At 46.7% G+C, this 24,443-nt stretch carries 20 protein-coding genes and 2 pseudogenes; 12 read left to right on the top strand and 10 right to left on the bottom strand.

Annotation, left to right across the window (positions count from 1 at the left end; genetic code table 11):
- Positions 1-22: 22 nt before the first annotated feature.
- Complete coding sequence (locus tag GC087_RS13690; protein WP_054633963.1) at positions 23-1,447, bottom strand: alpha,alpha-trehalose-phosphate synthase (UDP-forming); 1,425 nt, start codon at positions 1,445-1,447, stop codon at positions 23-25.
- Between the two features lie 118 nt (positions 1,448-1,565).
- Complete coding sequence (locus tag GC087_RS13685; protein WP_054633930.1) at positions 1,566-2,117, bottom strand: GNAT family N-acetyltransferase; 552 nt, start codon at positions 2,115-2,117, stop codon at positions 1,566-1,568.
- Between the two features lie 683 nt (positions 2,118-2,800).
- Here GC087_RS13685 and GC087_RS13680 point away from each other — a divergent pair.
- Together GC087_RS13680 and GC087_RS13675 are read left to right on the top strand one after the other, a co-directional pair.
- Positions 2,801-3,919, top strand: coding sequence for an alkene reductase (locus tag GC087_RS13680; protein WP_324028521.1), 1,119 nt, complete (start codon positions 2,801-2,803; stop codon positions 3,917-3,919).
- Positions 3,920-3,933: 14 nt separating this feature from the next.
- A complete protein-coding gene (locus tag GC087_RS13675; protein ID WP_006119667.1) occupies positions 3,934-4,248 on the top strand; it encodes an ArsR/SmtB family transcription factor in 315 nt (104 codons plus the stop codon).
- 308 nt (positions 4,249-4,556) lie between these two features.
- On the opposite strand, the gene GC087_RS13670 is transcribed toward GC087_RS13675, so the two are convergent.
- Complete coding sequence (locus GC087_RS13670; protein WP_033741048.1) at positions 4,557-6,101, bottom strand: methyl-accepting chemotaxis protein; 1,545 nt, start codon at positions 6,099-6,101, stop codon at positions 4,557-4,559.
- 586 nt (positions 6,102-6,687) lie between these two features.
- Here GC087_RS13670 and GC087_RS13660 point away from each other — a divergent pair.
- The 7 genes and pseudogenes from GC087_RS13660 to GC087_RS13630 all read left to right on the top strand — a co-directional run bounded on the left by GC087_RS13660 (position 6,688) and on the right by GC087_RS13630 (position 13,668).
- A pseudogene (locus GC087_RS13660) lies at positions 6,688-8,652 on the top strand (methyl-accepting chemotaxis protein).
- Positions 8,653-9,298: 646 nt separating this feature from the next.
- A complete protein-coding gene (locus tag GC087_RS13655; RefSeq protein WP_324028518.1) occupies positions 9,299-10,291 on the top strand; it encodes a DUF6387 family protein in 993 nt (330 codons plus the stop codon).
- Between the two features lie 148 nt (positions 10,292-10,439).
- Positions 10,440-10,646, top strand: a complete 207-nt coding sequence (locus tag GC087_RS13650; protein ID WP_105077413.1) for a helix-turn-helix transcriptional regulator — start codon at positions 10,440-10,442, stop codon at positions 10,644-10,646.
- Positions 10,647-10,678: 32 nt separating this feature from the next.
- Complete coding sequence (locus GC087_RS13645; RefSeq protein ID WP_324028517.1) at positions 10,679-10,909, top strand: hypothetical protein; 231 nt, start codon at positions 10,679-10,681, stop codon at positions 10,907-10,909.
- An 83-nt stretch (positions 10,910-10,992) separates the two neighbouring features.
- Positions 10,993-11,268 carry a hypothetical protein gene (locus GC087_RS13640; RefSeq protein WP_145393378.1) on the top strand — a complete coding sequence of 92 codons (276 nt, stop codon included), beginning with the start codon at positions 10,993-10,995 and terminating at the stop codon, positions 11,266-11,268.
- Positions 11,269-11,584: 316 nt separating this feature from the next.
- Entirely contained in the window at positions 11,585-12,214 is a 630-nt protein-coding gene (locus GC087_RS13635) for an ADP-ribosyltransferase (protein WP_324028516.1), read from the top strand.
- A 362-nt stretch (positions 12,215-12,576) separates the two neighbouring features.
- Positions 12,577-13,668: a hypothetical protein gene (locus tag GC087_RS13630; protein WP_324028515.1), complete on the top strand. Its 1,092-nt coding sequence runs from the start codon at positions 12,577-12,579 to the stop codon at positions 13,666-13,668.
- Positions 13,669-13,896: 228 nt separating this feature from the next.
- Here GC087_RS13630 and GC087_RS13625 read toward each other — a convergent pair whose 3' ends face one another.
- Complete coding sequence (locus tag GC087_RS13625; RefSeq protein ID WP_324028514.1) at positions 13,897-14,271, bottom strand: hypothetical protein; 375 nt, start codon at positions 14,269-14,271, stop codon at positions 13,897-13,899.
- A complete protein-coding gene (locus GC087_RS13620) occupies positions 14,258-14,854 on the bottom strand; it encodes a hypothetical protein (RefSeq protein ID WP_063879300.1) in 597 nt (198 codons plus the stop codon). Before GC087_RS13620 ends, GC087_RS13625 begins: the two co-directional genes overlap by 14 nt.
- A 1,283-nt stretch (positions 14,855-16,137) precedes the next feature.
- On the opposite strand from GC087_RS13620, the pseudogene GC087_RS13615 reads away from it, so the two are divergent.
- Positions 16,138-16,573: pseudogene (locus tag GC087_RS13615) on the top strand (replication protein); the annotation flags it as partial.
- Between the two features lie 85 nt (positions 16,574-16,658).
- Here GC087_RS13615 and GC087_RS13610 read toward each other — a convergent pair.
- Genes GC087_RS13610 through GC087_RS13600 form a run of 3 tightly spaced genes read right to left on the bottom strand, consistent with a single transcriptional unit; the run spans position 16,659 to position 21,727 of the window.
- Complete coding sequence (locus GC087_RS13610) at positions 16,659-17,048, bottom strand: hypothetical protein (RefSeq protein WP_324028513.1); 390 nt, start codon at positions 17,046-17,048, stop codon at positions 16,659-16,661.
- 11 nt (positions 17,049-17,059) lie between these two features.
- Positions 17,060-21,271: an RHS repeat-associated core domain-containing protein gene (locus tag GC087_RS13605; RefSeq protein ID WP_324028512.1), complete on the bottom strand. Its 4,212-nt coding sequence runs from the start codon at positions 21,269-21,271 to the stop codon at positions 17,060-17,062.
- A gap of 18 nt (positions 21,272-21,289) precedes the next feature.
- Positions 21,290-21,727 carry a DcrB-related protein gene (locus GC087_RS13600; RefSeq protein WP_324028511.1) on the bottom strand — a complete coding sequence of 146 codons (438 nt, stop codon included), beginning with the start codon at positions 21,725-21,727 and terminating at the stop codon, positions 21,290-21,292.
- 413 nt (positions 21,728-22,140) lie between these two features.
- Between GC087_RS13600 and GC087_RS13595 the strand changes: the two genes are divergently transcribed.
- Both GC087_RS13595 and GC087_RS13590 read left to right on the top strand, forming a co-directional pair.
- On the top strand, positions 22,141-22,425 hold the full coding sequence (locus tag GC087_RS13595; RefSeq protein ID WP_146109183.1) for a hypothetical protein: 285 nt from the start codon (positions 22,141-22,143) through the stop codon (positions 22,423-22,425).
- A gap of 96 nt (positions 22,426-22,521) precedes the next feature.
- Complete coding sequence (locus GC087_RS13590) at positions 22,522-23,097, top strand: hypothetical protein (protein ID WP_324028510.1); 576 nt, start codon at positions 22,522-22,524, stop codon at positions 23,095-23,097.
- A gap of 57 nt (positions 23,098-23,154) precedes the next feature.
- Here the strand turns inward: GC087_RS13590 and GC087_RS13585 are convergent, their stop codons facing one another.
- Both GC087_RS13585 and GC087_RS13580 read right to left on the bottom strand, forming a co-directional pair.
- Entirely contained in the window at positions 23,155-23,544 is a 390-nt protein-coding gene (locus GC087_RS13585; RefSeq protein ID WP_180254947.1) for a hypothetical protein, read from the bottom strand.
- Positions 23,537-24,403 carry a hypothetical protein gene (locus GC087_RS13580; protein WP_324028509.1) on the bottom strand — a complete coding sequence of 289 codons (867 nt, stop codon included), beginning with the start codon at positions 24,401-24,403 and terminating at the stop codon, positions 23,537-23,539. Before GC087_RS13580 ends, GC087_RS13585 begins: the two co-directional genes overlap by 8 nt.
- Positions 24,404-24,443 lie beyond the last annotated feature (40 nt).

Raw genomic sequence — 24,443 nt, 5'->3', positions numbered from 1 at the left:
GGCGCAGCGTTTGCCTGTCACCTCAGTAGCGCACCCGGCTGCTGCTCAGACGCAACGCGGGCGCGGCTGCCATAACCGGGCCCGGAAGGACCGGCATGCCGCCCAGCACAGACAGAAATGCCTCTGCCCAGTGATGGCTGTCATGCAGATGTAACCCCTTCATCAGGCGCGCGTGCAGGTGTCGCCGTTCACGCAGCGGCATCAGCAGGGCACTGTGAATGGCATCGGCCATGGCATCCGGATCGTAGGGATTGACGATAAGCGCGCCGTCCATCTGCTCCGCCGCGCCCGCAAACTGTGACAGGATCAACACACCCGGGTTTTCCGGATCCTGCAGGGCCACATACATCTTCGCCATCAGACTCATGCCTGACATCAGGGGCGTGACCAGCGCGACGCGTGAGGCACGATAAATACCCGCCTGCTCCTCACGGCTGTAGGCATGCGTCAGGCAATTCACGGGATACCAGTTCATCATGCCATGCACGCCATTACATTCTCCGCACAGGGTTTCTAACGTGTGCGTGACAGCCGCTGCCCGGTCCGCGTAGCCCGCAGCAGGCGGGGCCAGTTGCAGCAGGGTAATATTTTTTTGATAGACGGCATGTTTGCGCAGTAACACTTCTACCGCGCTGATGCGGTAAGGCAGTCCGGCGCTTTCATCAAGATGACCGCCGCTCAGAACGGTGTTTTCCGGTAAGCTTTCACGACACTGCATTTCCATAAACGCACAGCTGTTGCTGTCACGCAGGCAGCGCACATCGTCCAGATCGATCCCGACAGGAAAGACGCCGAGCTTTACAATCCGCCCCTGCACGCGAACGCTGTCTACGCTCAGGCGCTCGGTGCGGAATTCGCTTTCCAGCCAGACGATAAAGTTGTTCAGGTCCTGAACGGTCTGAAAGCCGAGCAGATCACAGCACAGCAGCGACTGTGTGAGCCAGCGCCAGTCGGGAATCGCCTCAAACATCGTGCCTGAGGGAAAGGGCTGGTGCAGGAAAAAGCCCACAGGATTAGTCAGTCCGGCCTCACGAAGGTAATGGGCGCAGCCCAGCAGATGGTAATCCTGTATCCAGATGGTGTCATCGGGCATAGCGTTATCACAGATGACCCGCGCATAGGCTTCGTTAATCTTTTTGTATTCCCGATAGCCGTCAGCAGAAAAGCGGGCCAAATCCGGACGCTGGTGGAAAACCGGCCACAATCCCTGATGAACATAATGGTGATAACCCTCTTTCACTTCGGCGGAAGACAGAGGAAAGGTCAGCGTTTCATAAGGGCCTTTCTGCTGAATGCTCAGCGGTCTTGGTGCATCAGAAGGCAGCACCGTCGTCTCACCATCCCAGCTTATCCAGAGTCCGCCGTGGCGGGAAAGCAGACCTTCATAAATTGCAGACAGCGTGGAACGTTGTGAATGATTATGTGATACCAGGATAAAACCTGACATGGTGTTTTCCTTCTGGGCGGGCAGGGCATCAGTTGCCGTGCCCGGCGTCCAGCCGTTATCGGGTTGAGGTCGGATGAAAAACTGCAGCAGGCCACACATGGCAAAGCGTCCTGTCCGCTTAATGGTGGTGGGCGCGGTCAGCGCTCAACGAGTCGCTCAGGCCGTAAGGCGCAACCGCCCTGAGATAAAGACCCGGCAGTGAGGCATGGCAAATGAATCCGTTGCGTTCAAGAAAGTCCTGGGCGCTGTCGCTCAGTGCAATAATGCGATGACAGCCACTGGCGCCAGGGTGGGTCAGACAGCAGTGGAGCAGCCAGGATCCCAGCCCGATATAGCGATACTCTGGCGAGATAAACAGGTCCTGTATAACCCAGGTTTCGGCCATATCGGTAACGACCCGCGCAAAACCGATCTGCCGGGTATGACGATAGAGGCCAAAGCAAAGACTGCTGTTCAGCGCCAGCGTCAGCAGACGTGCATCGGGAATAGCCGAACCCAGCCACTGGGCAATCAGCCGCGGATTGAGCATGGACGGATCGGTGTTGACCTCCATTGTCTCTCTGAACCATTTACGGGGAGAAAGCAGGCGCAGCCGCTGCTGCTCGGCAAGATCCGCAATCACGGCATCACCACAAACCGGCAGGAAAGAGGCCGCATTCACACATTTCATCAACGGTTTCCTTTTACATGGACGCCTCAGCGCCCGGTGCCGTTGATTTAAGCGCCCGGCGTGTAAAAGTGGCGTAAAAAAGATCGGGTGCGGTGTAAAAAGGGTGCAAAGGAAAGGGCGCAGGCATGGGGCCTGTGCCAGTGAAGAAGCCCCCGTGGCGCAAAGATTACGTGCCGTCGTATCCCCAGCCTGATATATCCCTGTCTTCTCTCCTGAAAAGGGCGGCATGCATATGCTGAGGACGGGACAGAGAAGCAATGTTATGTGCAGGCGACTCGCCTTCGTCTCTGCCCGAGCTGTAGCGCAGGTCGCGTTTCAGGTGACCGGCTCTGACGATTTAACAGGGTATAAAGCGGCTATCTTCTGCTTTATGCGCCGAGCAGCCATTGTTTTGCTGCGTTCATCATCGAGGCTGCATCCGTTCAGACTGCGCTGATAAAGGACAGGGGGAGATTTCCCGACCGGCAGGGTGATGCCGATTTTTGCCGCAAAAAAGCCGAAACAGCCACCATTAGCACGGTCGTTCTGCCGTGAGGATAACGGTGCCGCTTAGGTGAAGGGCGCGGTGAAGGCAATCTGGCAGAGTCATCATGACAACGGGAGATAACCGCACACATTACATATTTACAAATTTAAATGTGTAAATATAATGCCAGCCCTGTTTCTTTTTAAGGATGTTAATTATGTCGTCTCTTTTCACGCCCCTGACGCTGGGTGATCTCACGTTGCGTAACCGCATTGCGCTTCCACCCCTGACCCGTTGCCGTAGCGAGCAGCCGGGCAACATTCCCGGCACGATGATGGTGGAGTACTATCGCCAGCGTGCCAGCGCGGGCTTCATGATCACCGAAGGTACGCAAATTGAACCGCGCGGGCAGGGCTATGCCTGGACGCCTGGCATTCACAGCGACGCACAAATTGCGGGATGGCGAAACGTCACCGACGCTGTGCATGCAGAAGGCGGAACGCTCTTTTGCCAGCTCTGGCACGTGGGCCGCGTATCGCACAATGCGTTGCAGCCCGGTAAACAGCCGCCTGTTGCTCCTTCCGCCGTTGCCGCCAGCGGCGTACGGGTCTTTATTGAAACCGGACCTGGTGCCGGTAAGCTGACGGAACCCAGCATGCCGCGCGAACTGACCACATCGGAAGTCAAAGCGATTGTGGCGATGTACCGCACGGCAGCAGAGAACGCGAAAAAAGCCGGTTTCGACGGTGTCGAGCTGCATGCCGCCAACGGTTATCTGATCAATCAGTTTATTTCTGAACACACCAATTTCCGTACCGATGAATATGGCGGCTCCCTTGATAACCGCCTGCGCTTTCTGCGTGAAGTCACCGAAGCGGTGAGTGCGGTATTTGGCAGTCACCGTGTCGGCGTACGTTTCGCGCCATTGTTCTCAAGCACAGAGGAAGAACGCGTTTATCTGGGGCTGGTTGAACGCGATCCGCATGCTACCTACATACGTGCTGCGCAGATGCTAAACGAGCTTGAAACTGGCTATCTGTCTATCGCCGAAGCGGACTGGGACAACAGTCCGGAGATGCCCGAAAGCTTCCGTATTGCGCTGCGTGAAACCTTCCGTTCCCCCATCATGTATTCCGGACGTTATACCAGGGAAAAGGCCGAACGTATGCTGGAAAAGGGATGGGGCGATCTGTTTGGCTTCGGGCGCACGTTTATCGCTAACCCGGATTTACCGGCGCGTTTCAAAATGGGCTACCCGCTGAACAACGCGGATCCTGCCTCACTGTATGGTGGAAGTGAGAAAGGCTATACTGACTATCCTTTCTATTCTGCTTGAGGTTCTGAGACGGCATGACACCTGAAAATGCCATTAAATTACTGGCTAACCCGACACGGGTTGCGGTGCTCAAATGGCTTAAACGCCCTGACGAAGCCTTTGCTGACTATTCTCAGCTGTATCCCTTCGATCAGTACGGTGTCTGTGCCAGTCTTATTCAGGACAAAGCGGGCCTCTCACAGCCCGCCACCTCGTTATGTCTGAAAGCGCTGCATGATGCCGGCCTGCTTGAGGCAAGCAAGGTCGGTAAATGGACATACTATCGCCGGCGTGAAGAGGCGGTTCACGAGATGAATACGTCAATTATCCAGGCCCTGCAGGATCTGTAGGCGGCTTGTCAACGACAGTCATACGGACGTCCGGTAACGCTGCGTTGTGGCACATCAGGACATGCATGAAAATCAGCGCCAGGCTCACGCATTTCGCTGGCGAGGAAGAGAGGGCGCATGAGCGCCACTCTCTTTTACCGTTGCGACGTTTAGGGCAGCCTGAATAAGTCACGATACAAAGCGCCATCCCTTCGCAACACGCGCCGGAATCTGTCGCAGATACCACAGCCTGTGGACCTGCGACAGACGGATGTGATTGCCCCTGTACCTTCCTGATGAAGCCTGGAACGCCGGCGTTACCTGAATGTTCAGACGCTAAACGACCCAACAATCTGTCGTAATGTTTGGGCCTGTTCAGACAGCGAACGGGAGGCCATTGACGATTCCTGGACCAGCGCCGCGTTATTCTGTGTGACGCCGTCCATCTGATTCACTGCCACGCTGACTTCTGAAATTCCCTGCAGCTGTTCAGAAGAGGCCCGGGCAATCGAGTCCATCCCTTCAGCCAGGTCGCTGACCATACTCATGACCTTCAGGACGCTCTGCCCGGTTAGCGCGGCAATTTCTACGCCGCTGTCAACGTGTGCGACGGCCTGTTCAATCAGACGCTTGATGTCTTTCGCGGCTGTGGCACTACGCTGGGCAAGTGTCCGCACCTCACCAGCCACGACGGCGAATCCGCGACCATCTTCACCTGCACGCGCGGCTTCCACGGCGGCATTCAACGCCAGGATGTTGGTCTGAAAAGCGATGCTTTCAATCACGGACGTAATATCACGGACCTTGACTGCGCTCTCATGGATGTTGTGCATGGTATCGGTCATGTGGCTGACCTTGGACTTGTCGGCGTTAACGGTCTCTGCTGTTGCCCGGGCAGATTCAGCGGTTTGCTGCGCACCGGCTGTGTTGCTCTTCACCGTGCTGGTGAGCTGCTCCATGCTGGCGGCGGTCTGCTGCAGCGCGGCAGCCTGCTGCTCGGTTCGTGATGAAAGTTCTGTATTTCCCCGGTCGATTTCATCGGCCGCCAGCGCAACGGACGCGGAGGCGTCTTTAATCTGCAACACGATCCCGCGCAGTCTGGCTTGCATCGCGTCGAGAGACGCCATGAGGCTGCGGTCATCATTTTTTCGCAGTTGAACCGTTGAGGTCAGATTCCCTTGTGAAATAGCGTAAGCGAGCCGTTGCGCTGTAACCGGCTCACCGCCGAGTTCACGCATAATCTTGCGAATCAGGTAACTTCCCGTCAGCAAGCCCAAAATGACCGCAATGCCCAGCAGAACCAGCAAAATAATATAGGCCTGCTCCGTTGTCTTACTGTTCTGACTGACGGCATTATCAGAGCGCTGAGTGAGCACTTCGCCCATTGAGGTGAGTCCGTCAATCAGGGGGTTCTGGGCTGGTCTGACGGTATCAAGAAGAAATTTCACTGTTGCTGCGTTATTTTTCCCCAATGCCAGAGGAACAGTATTACTGAAGGAGTCCAGGGCATTTTTTTGACTCTTTTCTATTGCCTCAAACGCTTTTTTTTCCTCGTTACTGCCCGACTGGTCAATCATCTGGCCCAGTTGAGAACTGCTGTCAACAAACCGGGCTTTTAATTTTTCAAGACGAGCGGATTGCTCTTCAAGACCTTTTTCATCTGTAAATAAAGACAAATTCCTTACCGTGATTGCCATATCACGCTGAATAAGTGTCAGGTCTGTGATTAATTTTGTTTTCTTCATATCACCCTGAACAATGGCTTCAAGGGTGTTTTTAGACTGGTATAAAGAATGAATGGCTACCACTATGCACAGGGAGAAAAAAATGATTAGCGTGCCAAAACCCAAACCGAGCCGTGTTGCGATCTTCATAAATCTATCCTGATAAAGGGAGAGGGGGACGGTGATCTTTCGGCACAGACAGACCAACCTTTATCGAAACCAGGACAATTAAATGTAAGAAAACACGTCATGGTAATTTCTGGAAAAATTAAATTTTGTCAATGAGTTAAGACGCATTATTCATAGGTTTTTCTTATATCCCTTCCGTCATCAAAGCATCGGTAAATCGCAGTAAAAAAGTCATGTCTTCCCCTCTGTCTTACGGCGTGACAGGTTTTAGCATGACTAAACAGAAGGGCAGATCACTGCGCTGGCCATGAAGGCGTCCGGGCGGAAAGGGCGCGTCGGTTCTGTGCGCATCTTAACTGCGGGCAGGCATCCCAATGAAAATGCAGAGAACCAGCCTGTCGCAACCGTCGCCCTGTCCAGCGCTGACCCATCAATAACAATAATCGCAGTAATCGTTGAAGCAATTGCCTCCTGTGTCGATAACGCATGCTCAGTTCAATGTTGGGGCTGAGCCTGAAGCGTCAAAGCTGATTATTACTCAGTCATTTGTGTGCTTTTTTACGACACCAGTACGTGCATTCCTTTTAATTACAGTGGAAACAAAAATATGTCTGTCATCAAGACAATGACCAGAAGCTTAACCGGTTCACGTTTTGCGGGGGGATCTCAGCCCGCCAACGGGATCTTTAACTGTGAAAGCTTACCCACTTCGCTCTCTGCAGCAGGCCTCAGCAGTCGTGCTGCGGGTATTTTGCTGACGTTTGTGCCGCCAGAGGCCGATTTTCATAAGGTCAGTCAGGCATGGCAACGCTTTACATCAACAGATTTGACCGTCATTACGCTCTCCTCTAACGGAGCGCTCAGCGCCAGCGGCAAGCAAACAACGTAATGCAAAGGCGACGGCCAGGAAGGCAGCTGGCTCTGGTTACCCCGTAACCTGATTGCAGAGCATGAAACACATGTGGTCGATCTGCACCTTCACGATACCCACACGGCGACGGATCGCATTCGTGCCATTCAGGATGAGCTGGCTGCGTTGAGGCTGAGCATGCCGCTCTCTGCTGACCGTACCTTTGCCATGATTTACTGTGACGGGCTGTCTGCATCGGAAGGGTTTTTAATGCAGGCCTGGTATAATACGGGCCGCTTTCCCTGCCTGGCAATCGGCGGATCCGCCGGTGGACGCGTCACCTTTGACGGGACATGGATTGGCGCTGGCGGGCGTGTACTGCAGGGGAAAGCCGTTATTGTTTTCTGCAAAATGGCGGCGGGTAAGTCCTTTTCACCCTTTAAGAGTCAGAACTTCGAGCCACTGAACAAGAGCTGGCTGATTGCCGAGGCGGATCCGGTTAAGCGTACCCTGACTTCCGTGTTCAACCCACAGGGGCAGCAACAGCCCTTCACCCAGGCACTGGCTGAACATCTGGGCTGCAATGAACAGCAGCTGACGGAGCGTCTGAAAGGTTTAACATTTGCGGTGAAGGTAGGTGACGCGTATTTCATTCGTTCTGTAGCGAAGATGGACAGCCACAGTGTACAGTTTTTTTGCGATCTGGAATTTGGCGATCGGCTTTACTTAATGCGTGAAACCGATTTTAAGCAGGCTACGCTGCGGGACTGGCAGGCCTTTACGCAACGTCACGGCAAACCGGCGGCGGTCCTGATGAATGACTGCATACTGCGCCGACAGGGCAATCCCGATAAGCTGCACGATGCGCATTTCTTTAAAGGCATCCCGGCTGCCGGGTTCTCCAGCTTTGGTGAAATTCTGGGCGTACCGATCAATCAGACCTTGTCTGCACTGGTATTCTTCAATCATAACGTAAACGCCATGGCGCAATTTCCGGTGGAATATGCCAGCTATGCCGCGCACTATGCGCAGCGCGCGTTACGTCGCTGGGAAGCGCTAAACCGCGTCCAGTCGGGCGTGCTGGCTCGCGTGGTGAATTATCAGCAGGAGTTGGCACCTATCGTTCAGGCGCTGCCGGTGCTTGAGGCGGCAACCCAGAGCCAGAGCGAAGCGTTGTCGATGGCCGAAAGCAACATTCGCGCTATCAGCACTCTCGCCAAAGAAAGCCAGCAGGCACAAGGGCGCCTGGGGGACGGGCTGGACGATCTGGAAGCGATATCTAACGGTATCAACGTTATTACGCACGGCATCAGCAATATCGCTTTCCAGACCAATATTCTGGCGCTCAATGCCGCTGTCGAGGCTGCACGCGCGGGGGAAGCTGGCAGAGGATTTGCCGTTGTGGCAGGGGAAGTTCGCCGTCTGGCGCAATCCTCGAAAGAGCAGGCTGAAGCGACCGCAAGCAACATTAATGATGCGGTCGACACGATCTCGCGTATCCGCGATGTCGCGACAAACACGGTACAAACCGCGACGGACATGGCAGACCGCAGTATCCAGGCTGCCGATGCGATTGCCGCCATGAGCGATCGAAGCCGCCATGAACGCGCAGGGATGGCGAAACAGCTGGATAATCTGCGCACCTTAACGGCAGGTATGGATGCGATGCAGGAAGCAGTCGCCGAGCTGAAAGTGCTGCAGACACTTTCAGCGTCACGGTAAATCACTGCTGGCGCCGCGACCAGGAAGGCCCTGCACCAGTCTCTGTTAAGCAGGGATAACAACTAAGGTAATGGCAAAGTGAACCCGGGCTTTCTTGTTGTGATTTATCATACCTCGTCAGATTGCTTATTTACCGCCTTATTTTCAAGACGGAAAATTCAGCATAGGTTGCGTTTGATCCTCAATGTTTTAGCGGCTTTTTTCAAACCTGTTCTGTGAAGCTTTAAAACAAAAAAGCCACGCATTCGCGTGGCTTTCACAACCCTGTTCACTCACGTGCAGTTCACTTCACCGTGTGGATTAGACGTTAAACAATGATTTTCTTGATATATTATTGATTTTTATGTTTTATTTATTTTTAATCGTTGTTTGTACTCATCATTGTACTCATTTTAAAGTCGGCTCGCATTCCTAATGTGAAGGTAACAGGTTCGACTCCTATTGTATTTACCATAAACTCAATGAGTTATAAAATCATCTGCCATAAAATCCTCCCATTTTTCCTCTCGCGTACTTACTGGCGTACTTATTTAACACGGTATAGCCCCTTATCATAACTTCCCCTTCTGAGAGCGTTAGCCTCTGACCCTTGGCTGAAATCCGGTTGTTGCATATAGTGGTTGCCTGTCTGTTGATCATGAGATCGATGATGCCAAAGGTAACCCAAAGACAAAAGGTAGAGTTGACTAGGTGGTTTAAACTGGGCAACTATCTGGCGCTGAAAGACCTAACCCTCTGGGAACTGTACTATGAATTCGTTCTTAGGCGTGAAATGCATGAAAGCTATCAGGAAGCGGCTGAGTCCCCGGATGCTGAGTGGTTGCTTCCAGATGTAAACAAGAGTCAAGAAAAGCTGATTTTTGGTGGTAACCCGATACTTAGCAAAAATGTCAATTTCATTGAGTCAGAGGATTTACTTGATGATTTTCATGTAAAGCCGCTTACAGTTAAGCGGGTAAATTTGTTGATACGCAATATCAAAAAAGTGGCGGGTGTGCAATCCGACAAGCACAATATCCTGGCACCAGAACAAACAGACATGCTTGAAATGTCGTTTACTCGATTTTATCTGGAAAGTTTAACAAAAGGGGCTAAAAAATCAGCCAGCACAGGTCGTGAGATTGATTTTGCGCTTAAAAATATGTGGGAACGCCGGATAAAGAAGGCCAAGGAACAGATCTATCTGCAAATCGATCTAGGAACCTCAACGGATAGCCAGATCGTAGGTTCAATCACTCATTTGCTGCCACAATGGCGAAAGGCGATGGAAGTAAAATCACCAAAGCTCCCTTCCTATGGTTTTGGTGAAGTTATGATCCAAAAGCTGATCAACTTCAACGTGATCCCAATGCTTGACCTGATGTATTTTGCGAAGCGAAATGGCTTTAAGTATAGCGATAAGGACATAGAGCAACTCTTGTATCCCTGGGGAGTAGAAAATCCTCGTGACTATGTTCAAATCCGGGAAACCGACAGGCCGATGGCTGAAAGAGCGCTACTGGATGAATTTGATAACCTGTTTACGGCATTCATGTATAAAAAAACAGAATATATACACAAAACTATCAACGGAATCCTGCATGATATAGCTGTACAACAGGCAGCAGCCAGAAGCGATTCTGATACCACTATTGATTAAAAAAATCAAGGGATAGGCCAAAAAAACCATCCCTTGTAAACACACTAATCCCCCCTTCTACGGAAAATCGTTTTTGTCCCGTCACAATTTTTAAACACTTTAAAACCGTATACTTCTCCTCATCAACACAACACAGGAGAAAATAGTAATGAACAAAAACTGCACAACATTAATTCGCTTGCCAGAAGTAATAAAAAGAACAGGCGTCAGCAGGACAACGATTTACCGGTTAATCGATAAAAAATCTTTTCCCTCACCGATAAAAATCAGTGAAAAAATGATTGCTTTCATTGAAAGCGAAGTCAATGACTGGATTGAAAACCTGATTAATTCTTCACGCAATAAAGCAGCATAATTTAAATTAACATAAAAATAAAAGAGGTATCTATGAAAACATTAATTAAAAAAGCAACAAGAGAAATGGATAAACTGGACTGGGGTTATTTGGATATACTAGCAGAGTACTTATACACTCCGCACTGGATTGCCGATTTCGACGATAAAAATAGCAAGTTTTACAATATAATCATAATCTATCGTGATCTTGATCGATTTGGTCAGGAATCACTGAAAAGTTATCTGGCGTATAGAAAAAATAAAATCATTTCAGAGCGGTAATAATATAACAGCAGATTTTAAAAATGGTGAGTAAACGCCATATGTCTGGCGTTTGCCTGAAATAAACAATGGGAGAAACAAAGATGAAAACATTTTATATAAGAAGCTTATGTTTTAAAATTGAAGTGAATGTTTTAGATGAGTTTTATGAAGAGGAACTAAGACATGCAGTGAGACGGGGTTTGGATAAATGGGTTACGGATACAGGGATCTGGAAACGGACAAACAAACAGAAAAAAGCGTCTGACAAAATAACTTTGCAGGATTATTTAAATAAATATGCGATCAAGGAATCGCATGTTAACGCAGTAGAGATTAAAGTAAAGATCATTTGGGATATGCCGTGGGCTAGGCAATAATGTGGAACAGCCCGAGATGGGCTTTCTCATCGTTTTTTATACCAAAAAGTGCTACTGGGTAGTGGTAGTGGCTGAACGGCGTGCTGATTTCTACGCGGAGAATGGGGAAGAAGCTGCACAGCAGTTGAAAATCAAGAAAATGATTTGTCAGATGAAAAGGGATCGGATTTGTTGCTTGATTACGGTGAAGCGGGGTAGTCTCTGAGGAAGGTCTGTTGTGTGTCAACAGCGGACAGTGACTTCAGATTAATTTGTATAATTTTGTTATTAAATTGTAACATAGAGATAAAACAGAAATTCATTTAAGGAGTTCTTAATGCAGCCAGACGATGATTTTTTTAAACATCTTGGAACATTAAACAATGGTTCAGTTCTGCAACAAACCTACGCGACTTATAAGAATTCACCAAACAACAACTCTTTTACATTGAATGGGGCATTGAGGTCTGGGTTCAATCTCAATAATTTTACCAACCAAATAAATAACCTGAATGATATTTTTAGAGCTAAAAATAATACTCCACTGAATTTATATCGAATGACGTCCAGTGCCGAATTCACGCCAAGTGGCGCAGAGGTTGCTCTGGGGCTACCGTTCAGATACCCCGCATTTTTATCTACGACAAGAAACCCGAATGTGTTACGGGGGTTTATCCCTCAAATCGGTATACCAACCATATTAAAAATAAAGTGTCCCATAGGTATTGGCATGGTTCTTATGGAGGCGAATAACAGTTTGCCAAATGAAGAGGAAATTTTATTACAATCTTATACTGAATATAAGATCACAAATGCCAATGTAAACTTTACTCCTTCCACTATAGCTCAGTATTTAGGAAACTATCAGGGTAGTAAACACTCATGCATATATGAAATTGAAATGGACATAACTGCAAATTCATCTTGTTTAAAAAATGTAAACCCGAATGATTTTTACCTATTTTAAATATTATCGAGCACATGCCCATGATTTGTGATTCTGGATTCTGTTCCATTTTTGGATTCATCCTTTACACTTTAACATCTGCTCCTCGCTCTTAGCAGACCACACGGCTCTTCAAGAGGTCCGCTACGTGCTCAGGCTGTGTAAAAACTCGGTTTTTGCTGTATCTGAGTATTATCCCCATATCAAGAATTGTTGCTCATATAACGCCACTGCTCAGACCAAAAGGTAATCAGCAGTTTTCACACAGCCTGTGCCGAAAGCGGACGTTGACTTTTGTCATATAAACATAGGAATATGAATGATAGTAGAATGAAAAGATGTGGCCCTTGATTCCAGTTGGTTTATATTAACGAGTAATATCAATGAAACAAAACCTAACAGCATCAGATATAGAGTTAGCAAAAAGAATAAAAGAGTTGAAAGGAATAACAAGTAAGGACGGATTTGAATCAATTTTGAAGCAACTAGTTCCAGTTGAAAAAATTCCTGAAATCGAGCGGATAATAAGTGGTTTAACCCAAGAAGACGAATTTGCATTGCTTTGCAAAATGTTAAATTGTTGTAGTTCAATAACTCCATTAAATCAAACTCCAATTGTAAGCGAATTCGAACTAACCCCGGATTTTCAAGCAACTTTACACGCTGGGTCTTTTTTTTCAAATATGAGCAGCAGGCAAGCACCTCCGTTTAACTGTATGATTGAGGTGAAGAGCACGGAGAAAATGAAATTTAAGTGCAGTCGAAAAGACATAGACAAGAGAAGAAAGTTTGCGCAAAGGTTTAACCTTCCTCTTATATATGCAATAAGATTCACCTTAATTAAAGAAAATCCACTCTGGCTTATAATACCAGCTGATGATCTTTATAATAAAAATCGTGTAGATATAAATGAAGACTACGTAGACAGCTTAACTCATCTTATCTTCGATAACTATAGCATAATAGCTAACAAAACTTATACGTTTGTTAGAAAGTATTCTTTAAATAAAACTGGTATTGGCGAAATTAGCGATAAATTAGGTCATCTACAAAGCGTTCAAATTATCAGTAATGAAGGAAAGGTTTACATCCCTCCAGATCATGACTCTTTATTGCTCGCGATGATGTATAATTTCTTTACGGTAACTAGTAGCTATACAGAAACGTATCAAGGTGAAAGTGTAGTATATTCAGGGTTTAATATGGGAACTTTTTTAACATTAGTCGATGTAGTTTACTTTTTAAACAAACTGCTCACAAATCCTGACAATAGTGATTACTACGAACCTCTCAGAGCTATTGCGAACATGGATTCAAAGACAAGTCCCACCTTCCTTATTTACCGTGATGATGTGGAAGATGTTATTCGCAGGACTAATGAATCTTGTGAAAACTTTTTCTTTTTCGGCTTGATAGGGAACCATGAAAAGAGAGTAGATAGATTATCCTCCTTAATGACATCGGTAAGAGCCTAAGTTGACTGTCAGGCGTCAGATTTGACGCTTGACAATAATTCTAGTAAATAATTTGTTCTGCATCACTTAATAAAAAATTAAGCACAGCTGATATCGTCCCTGTTGATATAAGTACTGCGGTATGACAATTCCTTTATAAAATAAAAATACGAACTTCTGCTTCTAGCTCACAACGGTCAGTCAGCCTCAACAATGGTGAGGAGTGTAGTATAACCGCTTTGTAGTTTGTTATTGGCTGATTATACTTAGAATCTGCCTATTATCAAAAAGCTCTACCAGAACCGCCTCCAGCGCTGTTGGTTGCCACATACTGGACAGGTAAAGCTCCTCCGTTCCGGTTTTGCCTGTAAGGTCTTCTCGAACTGCTACCATGACAGTGCTAAGGATCTGGTCTTTACATGACAGTAGTTTTTCTTTGTCTAAAAAGTGAAACTGATGACCGGAGAAAATCATTCTCAAGTAGTTTAGATAATTATTCTGGAACTGGTCATGGCTGATGCCATTAACCGAGTAATAACGAATAAGTGACTTTGTTATGACGTTGGCTATACCGTCTTCGTGGGTATGAATGTTTAGTATTTCGTTTATTTCATTTTTTAGCATTTTTATCTCCATTTTTTATTTTTATTTCTTCGATAAATCTGGCTCTGTCTCCATTAAACACCACCGCAGGATTGATATAGTAAATGTACTTGGATTTGCTTGGTGCTATGATCTGCTTATCTATAAGCTCTTTTATTCCTCGATAAAATACAGGATCGGATAAATTGAAATCACACTGACTTGCTATATCTTTTGCTGTTTCAAAATTCATATAAACCTGGTCTTTACCAATCGCGTCAGAAATGGAAAAGAGAAATATGTAAAATAGCTTATTACCTGTCAGGGACAGATCAAAGAGAACACGGATTTTGGAAATGAAAAGCTTAACGAACTTCTCTTTATCAACTTCCTGTATAGAGTGAATGACACTTTCGTATCGTTCTCCCTCTGGTGATTCAAATTTTTCTCCACGAGCTACTGTTCTTCTTTTATCTTTCGTCTGGATCTCAATGCCATTTTGCAATATAAATGGGTTCTTATCATAGGTGTTTTTATTCATCATAGTTCCTTTTTTATTATTATAATATACATATATAACTATGTTTTTTGAAATGTCAAATATATTTTGAAGTATTTTCTTCATTTTAATGCTCAGGAATGAAGAGAAATACAACAAACCCGAAGAGAAAAATAACAAACCCGAAGAAAGATCTACAAACCCGAAGAAAAATCAACAAACATGAAGAAAATGACTTTTTAATGCATTGTTTTATATGAATATTTTTATCTTAAGAAGTATAAGAAATATAAGATCTAAGAGGACAAAAGGAATCCTGTGCGATCTTAATATCGCCACAATGAGATTCCGACTGGAATAAGTTTGCTTAAACTGGACGTCCCGCCAGTTTTATTTATCAGGAAAACGTTTTCCTTAATTGTTTTATTAAACCCCTGCACAATATGAGGTCGTGCCTGTGGGGTTCATGGTAGTTGAAGATCTTCTTTTATTCAGTAACAGAAGACAACAACAGAGCATTTGCTTCTTTGCCTTTTAGGGGCAACCAGCAATGCCTGTATGGGCTATATGAGTAAAATAATAGTTTTACTGAGCTACATGCTCGCTTGCTCGCCCTACGCAAAAATTAAAACCTTGGATAAATGGCTGGTCTTGATTGAGCTAACGCGCTCAATCGCTAAAACCTAGCTCTCGCCCTTTTTATTTAAACTGTGAGGACGTTTTTCTTCACCTGATAAAGTGATTTACTTCATTTATATAGTCAGAAATGAAGAAAAGTCGTCACGCGATGAAGAAAATGGTTTCAACAGCAAACTCATGCTATTTAAGTCGTCAGTGCGCGTGAGCGCATAGCGGTTTTGCTGACAGCAGGAAGCAAAAACAAGACAGCTTCCTTTATCAAAGGGGTTTGATTTTGAAGCAGTATATGAGCAAACTAATGTGCTGCATTGAAAAACTAATTAAATAACAAACCATTATTCCCTGGTCTGCTGGTTGCCCCTAAAAGGCAAATAAGCAGAGTCCAGGATTTTGTGTTCTGATTATAAAATAAAAGAGAAGTAATGAATATTAACCCCAATGACACGGCACAACAACCGTGTTGGGTTACTTAAAATGAAAGAAAACAATCTTTTTTCACTTTATAAAATAAATAAAGAACATCTCTCGCTTCACTCTATAATAATAATGAAGAAGAAAACTGCTTTCAGGCCAGATATAACTTAAAACCAAGTCCGCGATCTCGGGAGTTAAAGTCCGCGGTTTGAGGACTTTAATCAACAATCATTCTAATCATGAAAAGAAAACTTCATTTTTATTCAAAATTTTGATACTTCAAATGTCAGGTGATGAAAATCAATATATTATTTAAAAATAATAACAAGAATAAAAGTAAAGAAAAATGACATGAGAGGGATAAACTCATGGTTGTAAATGAAAATACAGGAGAGCACCTGGGAGGTGCGGTTTTTTTTTCAGTATCAGGAAGTAGATGAAACACAATTTTTAAAACTCAATGTAAATGGCGTTAAAGCTATTACGGAATTGTCTTCCGCAGGAACAAAGGTTTTTGAAATACTGTACAGGGCAATGCAGGATAAAAAGGATATAGATACAATTTTAATGTCGTATGACATTGTAGATAAAACGATTGTTAAAATATCCAGAACGACTTATATTAAAAGTATGAAAGAGTTGGTTGAGAAAAGTTTCATTACTGAAACTATGATCCAGAATTTTCACTTCATTAAACCTGATTTAATATTCAATGGTGATCGCCTGTCATTTATTAAATTTTATATTAAATGCAAATCGAAAAATTTAAACCTAAACAAAAGCCCTTGTTAATGTAGAAACTGTACCTTAATATATTGTCTATATTAAGGTACAGTTCAATTTACTACGTTAGTTTTTTATTGAATATAGAGGTATTTTACAAAAATGCCGTTTCACTACTGCCAATTTTTTCTACATTTCCATTTATCATTTTTACACCAATTCCATGTTCACTATCAATTTTTGTTGAGAACATAAAACCATATTCATTTTCTTTATCTGGGAAAATGTACAGTTTAATAAGTTTAAGTTCAGACGGTTCTTGATTGTAAATTTTGATACAATACTCATGAACTGCTTTTTGAATTTTTTGTAAAAACTCATTTTGGTGATTAATTAGACAAAGTATATCATCTTTCATCTTTTCATCTGATAATTCAGATTCAAGATTAACACATTGTACTTCATCCGGACCGAATGCTTTTAACTTCAAATCGACAGCAATACCTTCATCATCTTCATAAAATTTTAAGTCTTCTGATTGCATAATGCACCTCACTATTTACAATTCAATGATTTTGCAGTTTTCTTCGCTTCAAGTGATTCATATTTAACACCATGATACTGTTCGTATTGGCTCACTGAGCCGGAGTGAGGGAAAGTGGCTTCATGAGCGCTTGTCTCTACAAGTTGCATGGTAGAAGTATTTGTTATGGGATCATAATCATTTAAATGGTGCCAGGTATAGCCATCTGGATGTGATTTACCTGTAATATTCCCAACTGAGTTTTTGTAATTTGCCAATTCGTTTGCTGCCTTAAAGTCGCCATAACGACTGCCTGTCATTGGTATTTTTACAATATTTTCACCATGAGGATAAAGTGCATCACTTCCTGAGAAATCGACCCCAGGATATCTTGACAGTCCCCACGGATCAATCCAACCCAACGGATTCGGTGCATACTGATAAAGATTCCAGCCTCCCAGTAATCCTATGGGGTCCTGTACCGTAAAGCGTCCAATCTGAGGATCGTAATACCTGAACAGATTATAGTGCAGACCCGTTTCACTGTCCGCGTACTGCCCGGCATAGCGCAGTGGCTGATGAGTGAGGGTAGTTTGTTGCGTGAATCTGTGGAAGCCTTCCATCTGTCGTGCAACCTCACCAAAACTCCCGTAATGACCGCTCCACCGGAGTTGTCCCTGTTCATCAGTGATATCCAGCGGTGCACCGTTCAAATCGGTGCTGAACCAGAGAATCTCTCCGCTGTTTTCTTCACGCAAATGGTCAATACGCGCCAGCGGGCTGTATGTTTCGTTCGGGTCGTAAACATATGTCTGACACTGCCCGTTCTGCTGCTGTTCCTGCAACAGTCGCAGGCCCTGCCAGAGGAAGCGGGTTTCTGTGATGCCGTGGGGCGTGGTAATCGTTTTGCGGATGCGTCTGCCCAGCACGTCATAGTGGTAGCGTGCCGTAAACCGGCCTTCCGGGCCGGTGCCTTCTGCTTTTATCAGCCGGTTTTCCGCGTCATATTCATAATGCTGTTCATGCAGGCCGCTGCGACGGCTGACAAGGTTTCCCCACCAGTCGTATTTCATAAACAGATTTTGCCATTGTGTGAGACGGTTATCCGCGAGCGGAAGGGCAGGCAGACCATCATCCGGCAGCAGATTATCCGCTGCGTCGTAGCGGAACGTCCTGTTACTGTGGTCCGGACGGGCTTCGTAGTGCCTGAGAAGACGGCCTTCCTCATCATAGCCATAAATTGTGTTGCCACGCAGGGTGTCACTGACGTCAGACAGTTCTCCCCGCCCGGTATAGTTGAAGGCGCGTTCTAAGATTGTCTGTTCTGGCAGGTCGGGTGTGAAGCTGCGCTGCCGGGTACGTCTGCCCAGACTGTCATACTGGCGGGTCTGTTCACGGGTTCCCTGAGTGCGGGCCACCTCCCTGTGAAGGCGGTCGCGTGTAAATTCAGAGATGATTTCCTGACCGAACCGGATGGCGCTGACGTGGCCGGAACCGTAATGCAGCCAGCTTATCTGCTGGCCGCCGGGCAGAGTCAGCGCAGTAAGATTACCCAGAACGTCATACGCAGAATGCAGTTCACCGTTGACTCCCTGTTCAGCGAGCAGGTTTCCTGCCGCGTCGAAGGTAAACTGAATTTCATCTTCTTCAATTCCCAGCGCCATGCCATCGGCGGTTGGCTTGCTGGTCAGGCCGGTAAGCTGCCCGCTGTTTTTACGCTGGTAATGGTACTGAGCATCGCGGGTAGTGCGTATGGTCAGAAGGCCGCTGCTGTCATAGCTGAAATGCTGAGCGCGTCGTGGGATGCCGCCATCGTCGTCTGGTCTGCCGCTTTCCATAAGCGTGGTGAGCAGTCCACGCGTGTTCCATTGCATCTGCCGGCAGGTGTCGTCCGGGCGGGTTTCGCTCAGTAGATGGCCTGTCGGGTCATAAGTAAAACGGTACTCGCCACCGTTGCCGTTTTCCAGACGCAGCAGATTGCCTCTCGGGTCATAGTGCCAGCGGCGGGTTCGTCCCGTGCGGTCGGTAACGCTTTCTGGCAGTCCAAGCGCGGAATACTGCCAGCGAACCTCACTTTCCAGCGGGTCTCGCCAGGCCGCAAGTTGCCCGTGCTCGTTCCATCGTAACGTTTCATGACTGCCATCGGCCCGAATTAAGGCGGTAAGCTGGCCTGCATCGTTCCATTCGCGGCGTGTGAGGTTGCCTTCTGCGTCCTCACTGGTGATAAGCTGACCGAAGCGGTCATAGGTAAAGCGGGTCACGCTGCCGGAGCAGTCGGTGCGTTGAGTCAGCAGTCCCTGGTGGTTCCACACCAGCAGCACGTCACCACCACTGGCATCGGTGATGCGGTCAGGCAGCGTTTCTTCTTCATCAGGGTAGTGATACGTGGTGGTGTGATTCAGTGCATCGGTTTCCGACAGCAGGCGACCGTTCAGGTCATACACAGACTGAGTGGCTGTTGAATCCGGGAAAACCGTGCGGGCGATTCGGTCAGTATTACGGAACCAGTAATACGCTGTGGTGCGGCCTGCCGGGTCGGTCTCTGACGTCAGGCGACCGTAACGGTCCCACTGGCTGCGCCGCATGGCTCCGTCAGGCAGGATAACATCGCACAACTCCCCATCACGACAGACGAAGCCGGTCCGGCGACCGTCATAATCGGTGAAACGTGCAACATTATCATCGTCGTCAACCAGCCAGTGTGCCTGTGCGCCATCCTCGCGGATGGCGCGGCGGGTGCCGTTTTCAAAATCGTAATCAAAAGTAAGCTGCTCACCCGCGCTGTTGCGGTAAGCCAGCACGCGGGGCAGCCCGTCAAGGCTCTGCCAGAGATACTCGTTCAGCAGACCGTTGCTGTCCTCATGGCTGCGCAGTAAATCCGTGCCGTCTCCGTCATCATACCAGCCAAAGCGGCGGCGTACCTGACCGCCGCGTCCGGTGACGCTAATCAGCCGGGCCTTAGCATCGTAATCGTAGCTGACCAGACAAATCTCATCATCCAGCCAGGCTCCGGCCAGGCGAACCTGTCCGCTGACGGTCTGATAACGGCAGACCACGCGCTGTCCGGCGCTGTCGGTGAGCGCATGCAGCGTATGGTCGTCGTTCCAGTCAAAAAGAATATCGTTACCACAAGGTTCGGTGAGTCGCAGCGGCAGGGAAGGGGAATCACCCTGCAGAGATGCGTAACACCAGCGTTCGCCGCCGATGTCATACACTGACCAGGTATCATCCTGATGGTGTTCCAGCCAGCGTTTTTCGGTTTCGCAGAAGGTACGCTTCCCTTTCGGCACGAGAGGAAATGACACGTAATCGCCGGACGGTGCACGCCACACCAGCCCGTCCTGATATTTTTCCAGTCGCGTTTCCCAGAAAAGTGACCAGCCACGGCCCAGTACGCTGTCGCCGGGATTGCCACTGCGCCAGTAACGCTGCCAGACAACCGGCAGACGGGAGGGTAATACAAAGTCCAGCTCGTCATCACCGGAGAGGAATTTCTGCCCACTGACGATATCAACCGGGCGGGCGATAATGCCCACGGCGGCGGCGCTGGTCATCAGCACGCCAGCGCGGCAGGCGACGCGGGCCAGTTTGTTGATACCCGGAATTTTACTGAACAGCCTTCCCAGCGCACCGACTTTACCTGCCGCTCCGCCCGCTCCACCGAGCAGTCCGGCAAATAACAGCGTCAGGTCAGAGGCTTTATAGAGCCATTCCGGGACTTCTGACTGTATTGGCAGTGTCTGTTCCGGCTCACCACCAATAGTCACATCTGAGGAACCGGTCATGACCTTTCCACCACAGGTGGTCCGATCGCCGAGACGGGCAGCAGGCAGGCCATTGATGTACACGCGTGAGGAGCCTTCGGCCATCTGCTGTGAGCCAGCATCTTTGGCGCATTCCACCATGCTGTCGGTGGCAAGGGCGGCAGGTCTGCCATTAATGAACACGTTATGAGAGCCGGTGGCGATAACGCCTTCCTTCTCCATGCTGGCGGCCCCGGCATCCGCAATGCTGTCCCTGGCCTTCGTTGCCAGTTCGCCCGTAAAATACCCAACCGCCAGACTGGCCCCGACAAGAAGCACACCAATGCCCAGGCATGACGCACCGATACCCGCCACCATAAGCGCACCTGCGGCGATACCCCCCGCTGCGGCAATCAGTCCACCGACAATCGTTCCGGCAATCATCCCTGCCAGCGCATGAGAATGGCCGATATCATCGCCCACGCGTGCCGCTTCAAACATAACAACGTTCCTTAATTGTCAGGTGTTAAAAGAAAAGCTGGCAAGCAGCGCATGGAACTGTTGACTGTCTCCGTCCGTCAGTATTGCGGTGCAGGATACAGTGAACACCAGAATATGGTTTGCAGACGTGTTGAATACCGCCTGTTGCTGGAAGACCCTTTTACCGTCACGCAGATAGCTGGCATGCACACATTCACCCTGCAACAGGTTATTGCCGAGCACAGCAGGCACCCGTTTCGTTTGCTTCCATCCTTTCAGATGCTTCTGCATCAGCGTTAACTGTCGGTCAATATAACCTGACAACGTCTCGTCATCATTCATCGAATCGCGGGAGATGTTAAAGGCTGGCCTGTTCTCACCGGGCAGGGTAAAGACATTAACGGTGCGATCCTGATAGTGGTCAGGAAGGGTGATGTGGCCTTCGGTAAAAACGCAGAGAGGGAGATTATCAGACATTGAGCAGCTTCCATATGCATCAGGACGGTTTAAGTGTGCCACAGGGCCAGGCAGCTTGCTATACAGAGGTTTCATTTACTTACCGAAGGTAAATGTTCTGAGATAAGTATCGGTTCAGCAACAGGCTGATTCAGCCGATGCCCGCTGTCGGAGTGCAAAAGCGGTCAATTAATCACACATTTCATTAACTTATTGATCTGCATAATCGATCAATATATGCATGTTTAATAGGTATCAACAATCAATAAGCTCTTATCGATCGGTCTTTAATTGTCTAAATCGATCGATATAGTTTTTTTGATAGTTTTTGTCTATTGTGAGTTGTGGGTTTGATCGATAAAAACGATATGACAGGCCCTTTGTTCAGATCAATTATATCAATTACTTAGAGTTAATCTGGCGAGGAAAAGAGCATGTCAGAATGTCCATTTTGCGGTACAGAAGTCCAGGAGCATGTGTCAGTGTGCAGGGGATGTGGTGCGGAAAGAGTAAAAGGTTATGTAAGCCAGCAGACTATGAAGGGGCTGGTAGTTGGTGGAACGATTATTGGCATTCCTGCGGGATTTGTCATGGCCTATCTAACCAAATCCACCCCAGTAATGGTGATAACTTTGCTCGCGTTAATGCTTGGCCCCTTACTGATTCTGAAATTTAAAACCAAAGATAAAGTCAGTTGGGTTCGTCCGACCGCACGTTAATGGCTTTGCCAACATCAGGGAAAACAGCACCACTCACTGTTCTGAATGACAAACTCAGGGCAGTGAGTTTTTTACAATCCTGTACAGGTTTTTAAAATGAATAAAACGATCACGGCTTTATTAGCATCTGCCGCTTTTACGCTCGCAGGTTGTCAACAGTTGTCTGACGCAACCGGGAAAGTAGGGGAGTCAATCAACTCTTCCTTATCTTCTTTGGGCGGAGCTTTAAGCCCATCAAACAGTAAGAGCACAACTCTTACCTCTGATAATGTTCCTGTGAACACCGTCAACGGTTTAGGCCCTGTTTGCCTTGATTATGAAGCAAATGCTATGGCAGGCAAAAAGAACTGGATTGGCAAGAAAGTCCGCATCAGCAATGCCACTGTATTAGAAGCGCAGGAAGCCTACGACACAATGAAGTACCTGGGTGCGCAGAGAGACCATAAAACTTACGCCATCATCTTCCAGACGCCTGATACAAACTACTGCGGTGGGGCTGTGCTGTTGTCTTACTATGCGGGTCAGGATGACGATATCCTGAAAATCAGGAAAGGACAGAAGATCACGATTACTGGCATTGTATACGATATTGGCGATAGGACATTTAACACGCATAATAACGGCAACATGGCAGGGAAAGTAATCAAGATGCGTGATGGTGTTGTGCGTTAACCTATGATCATTCTATATAAATGCCTTCATTGGGAAGGCTTTTATATGAGGTATGAACTATCGTTCTGACATTTTATTGATAAGCGTTAGTAGTGGTATATAAAATAGTATGGAGATAATAAAAAACGCCAGTTGGATAACATATGCACTTAATGGTATTTTCAGCACTAGTTGAAAACTTGCATAAAACACAATTGAAAGGATTGATAAAACAAAAACAATCACCTGAAATAATTGAAAGTTGCCATCTTTCTTTTTTGATTCACTAATTAACAATGTTTTTCCAAGTAATTGGCAATACATGATTGATGTTGCAAGAGAATAGTCAGATAATTTTAACATATCACTAATATTGTTTTGCATGAATTTTATGACAAAAAGTACTAAAAAAGGCAATAGTACAAATAATGCATCTGCAATGGCACTTGAATAAATAGACTTATTCATTTGATAAATCCATCACAGCTTGCTCAACATTTTCCTGATGAATTACATTTAACACTTTAATAATTTCATCCTTGAAGATGACCATACCGTTAGTACTTTTAACAATTCTTTTTGTCACAATATCGACGAGTAATGCATCACCTGGCCAAAATTGTACATGGTGGTTCCTCCACTTACTAAGCCATGCTTCATCTAAAATTTTAGCACTTACAGGTTTTGATTTTCTCTTAACACTAAGGAAATCCCACTGAGCATTTCCAACATAGTCCGGGCGTCTTATTATTAATAAATCCTTTGAAGGAAACTCAATGATCTTATCATCAAATAATTCGTCTACACTCTTTGGAAATCGAAAAGATTTACTTACTGAACAAAATTTATCGTTTATCCCAAATTCAGTACTATCAGTTGTTGAGAGTTTCTGTGTCCCTTCATAAATCAGTTTTAAACTTTTTGCAATTTCATAATTACTGGCATCACATCCACAGATAGTATCATCGTTAGCAGGGATATTTTGATAAACTTTCGCTGAAAAACTTTTTATATCTTCTTGAGAATTTATTTGTCCAACAGTTGATATGGATTGTTCCAATCCTTTAAAAATACCATCCCAGATGCGGAATATATTAAGAAACTTTGTTTTGTCTGTTATCTTGTGGGTAATATCAGCAATAAGAGAACCTTCTCTTGTTTCCTCTAAACCCGATTCAATGATTAATTCCTCATCGAATCCTTTAATGAATGCTTCATATAATCCGTTAAATCCTCTGACATAGAAGCTCATGGCTTCGAACACCCTTTCTGGATTCTCCATGAGTGTTTTGTCGAAGTCTATCTTGATTGAATATTTTGATGTCATAAGTGAGCCTCAGCCTAAATCACGAAATATTACTTAACAT

Source organism: Pantoea sp. JZ2 (genome assembly GCF_035191405.1).
Classification (GTDB): Bacteria; Pseudomonadota; Gammaproteobacteria; order Enterobacterales; family Enterobacteriaceae; genus Pantoea; species Pantoea stewartii.
The sequence above is the reverse complement of the archived record's forward strand: the minus strand, read 5'-3'. Positions and strand labels throughout refer to the sequence as shown.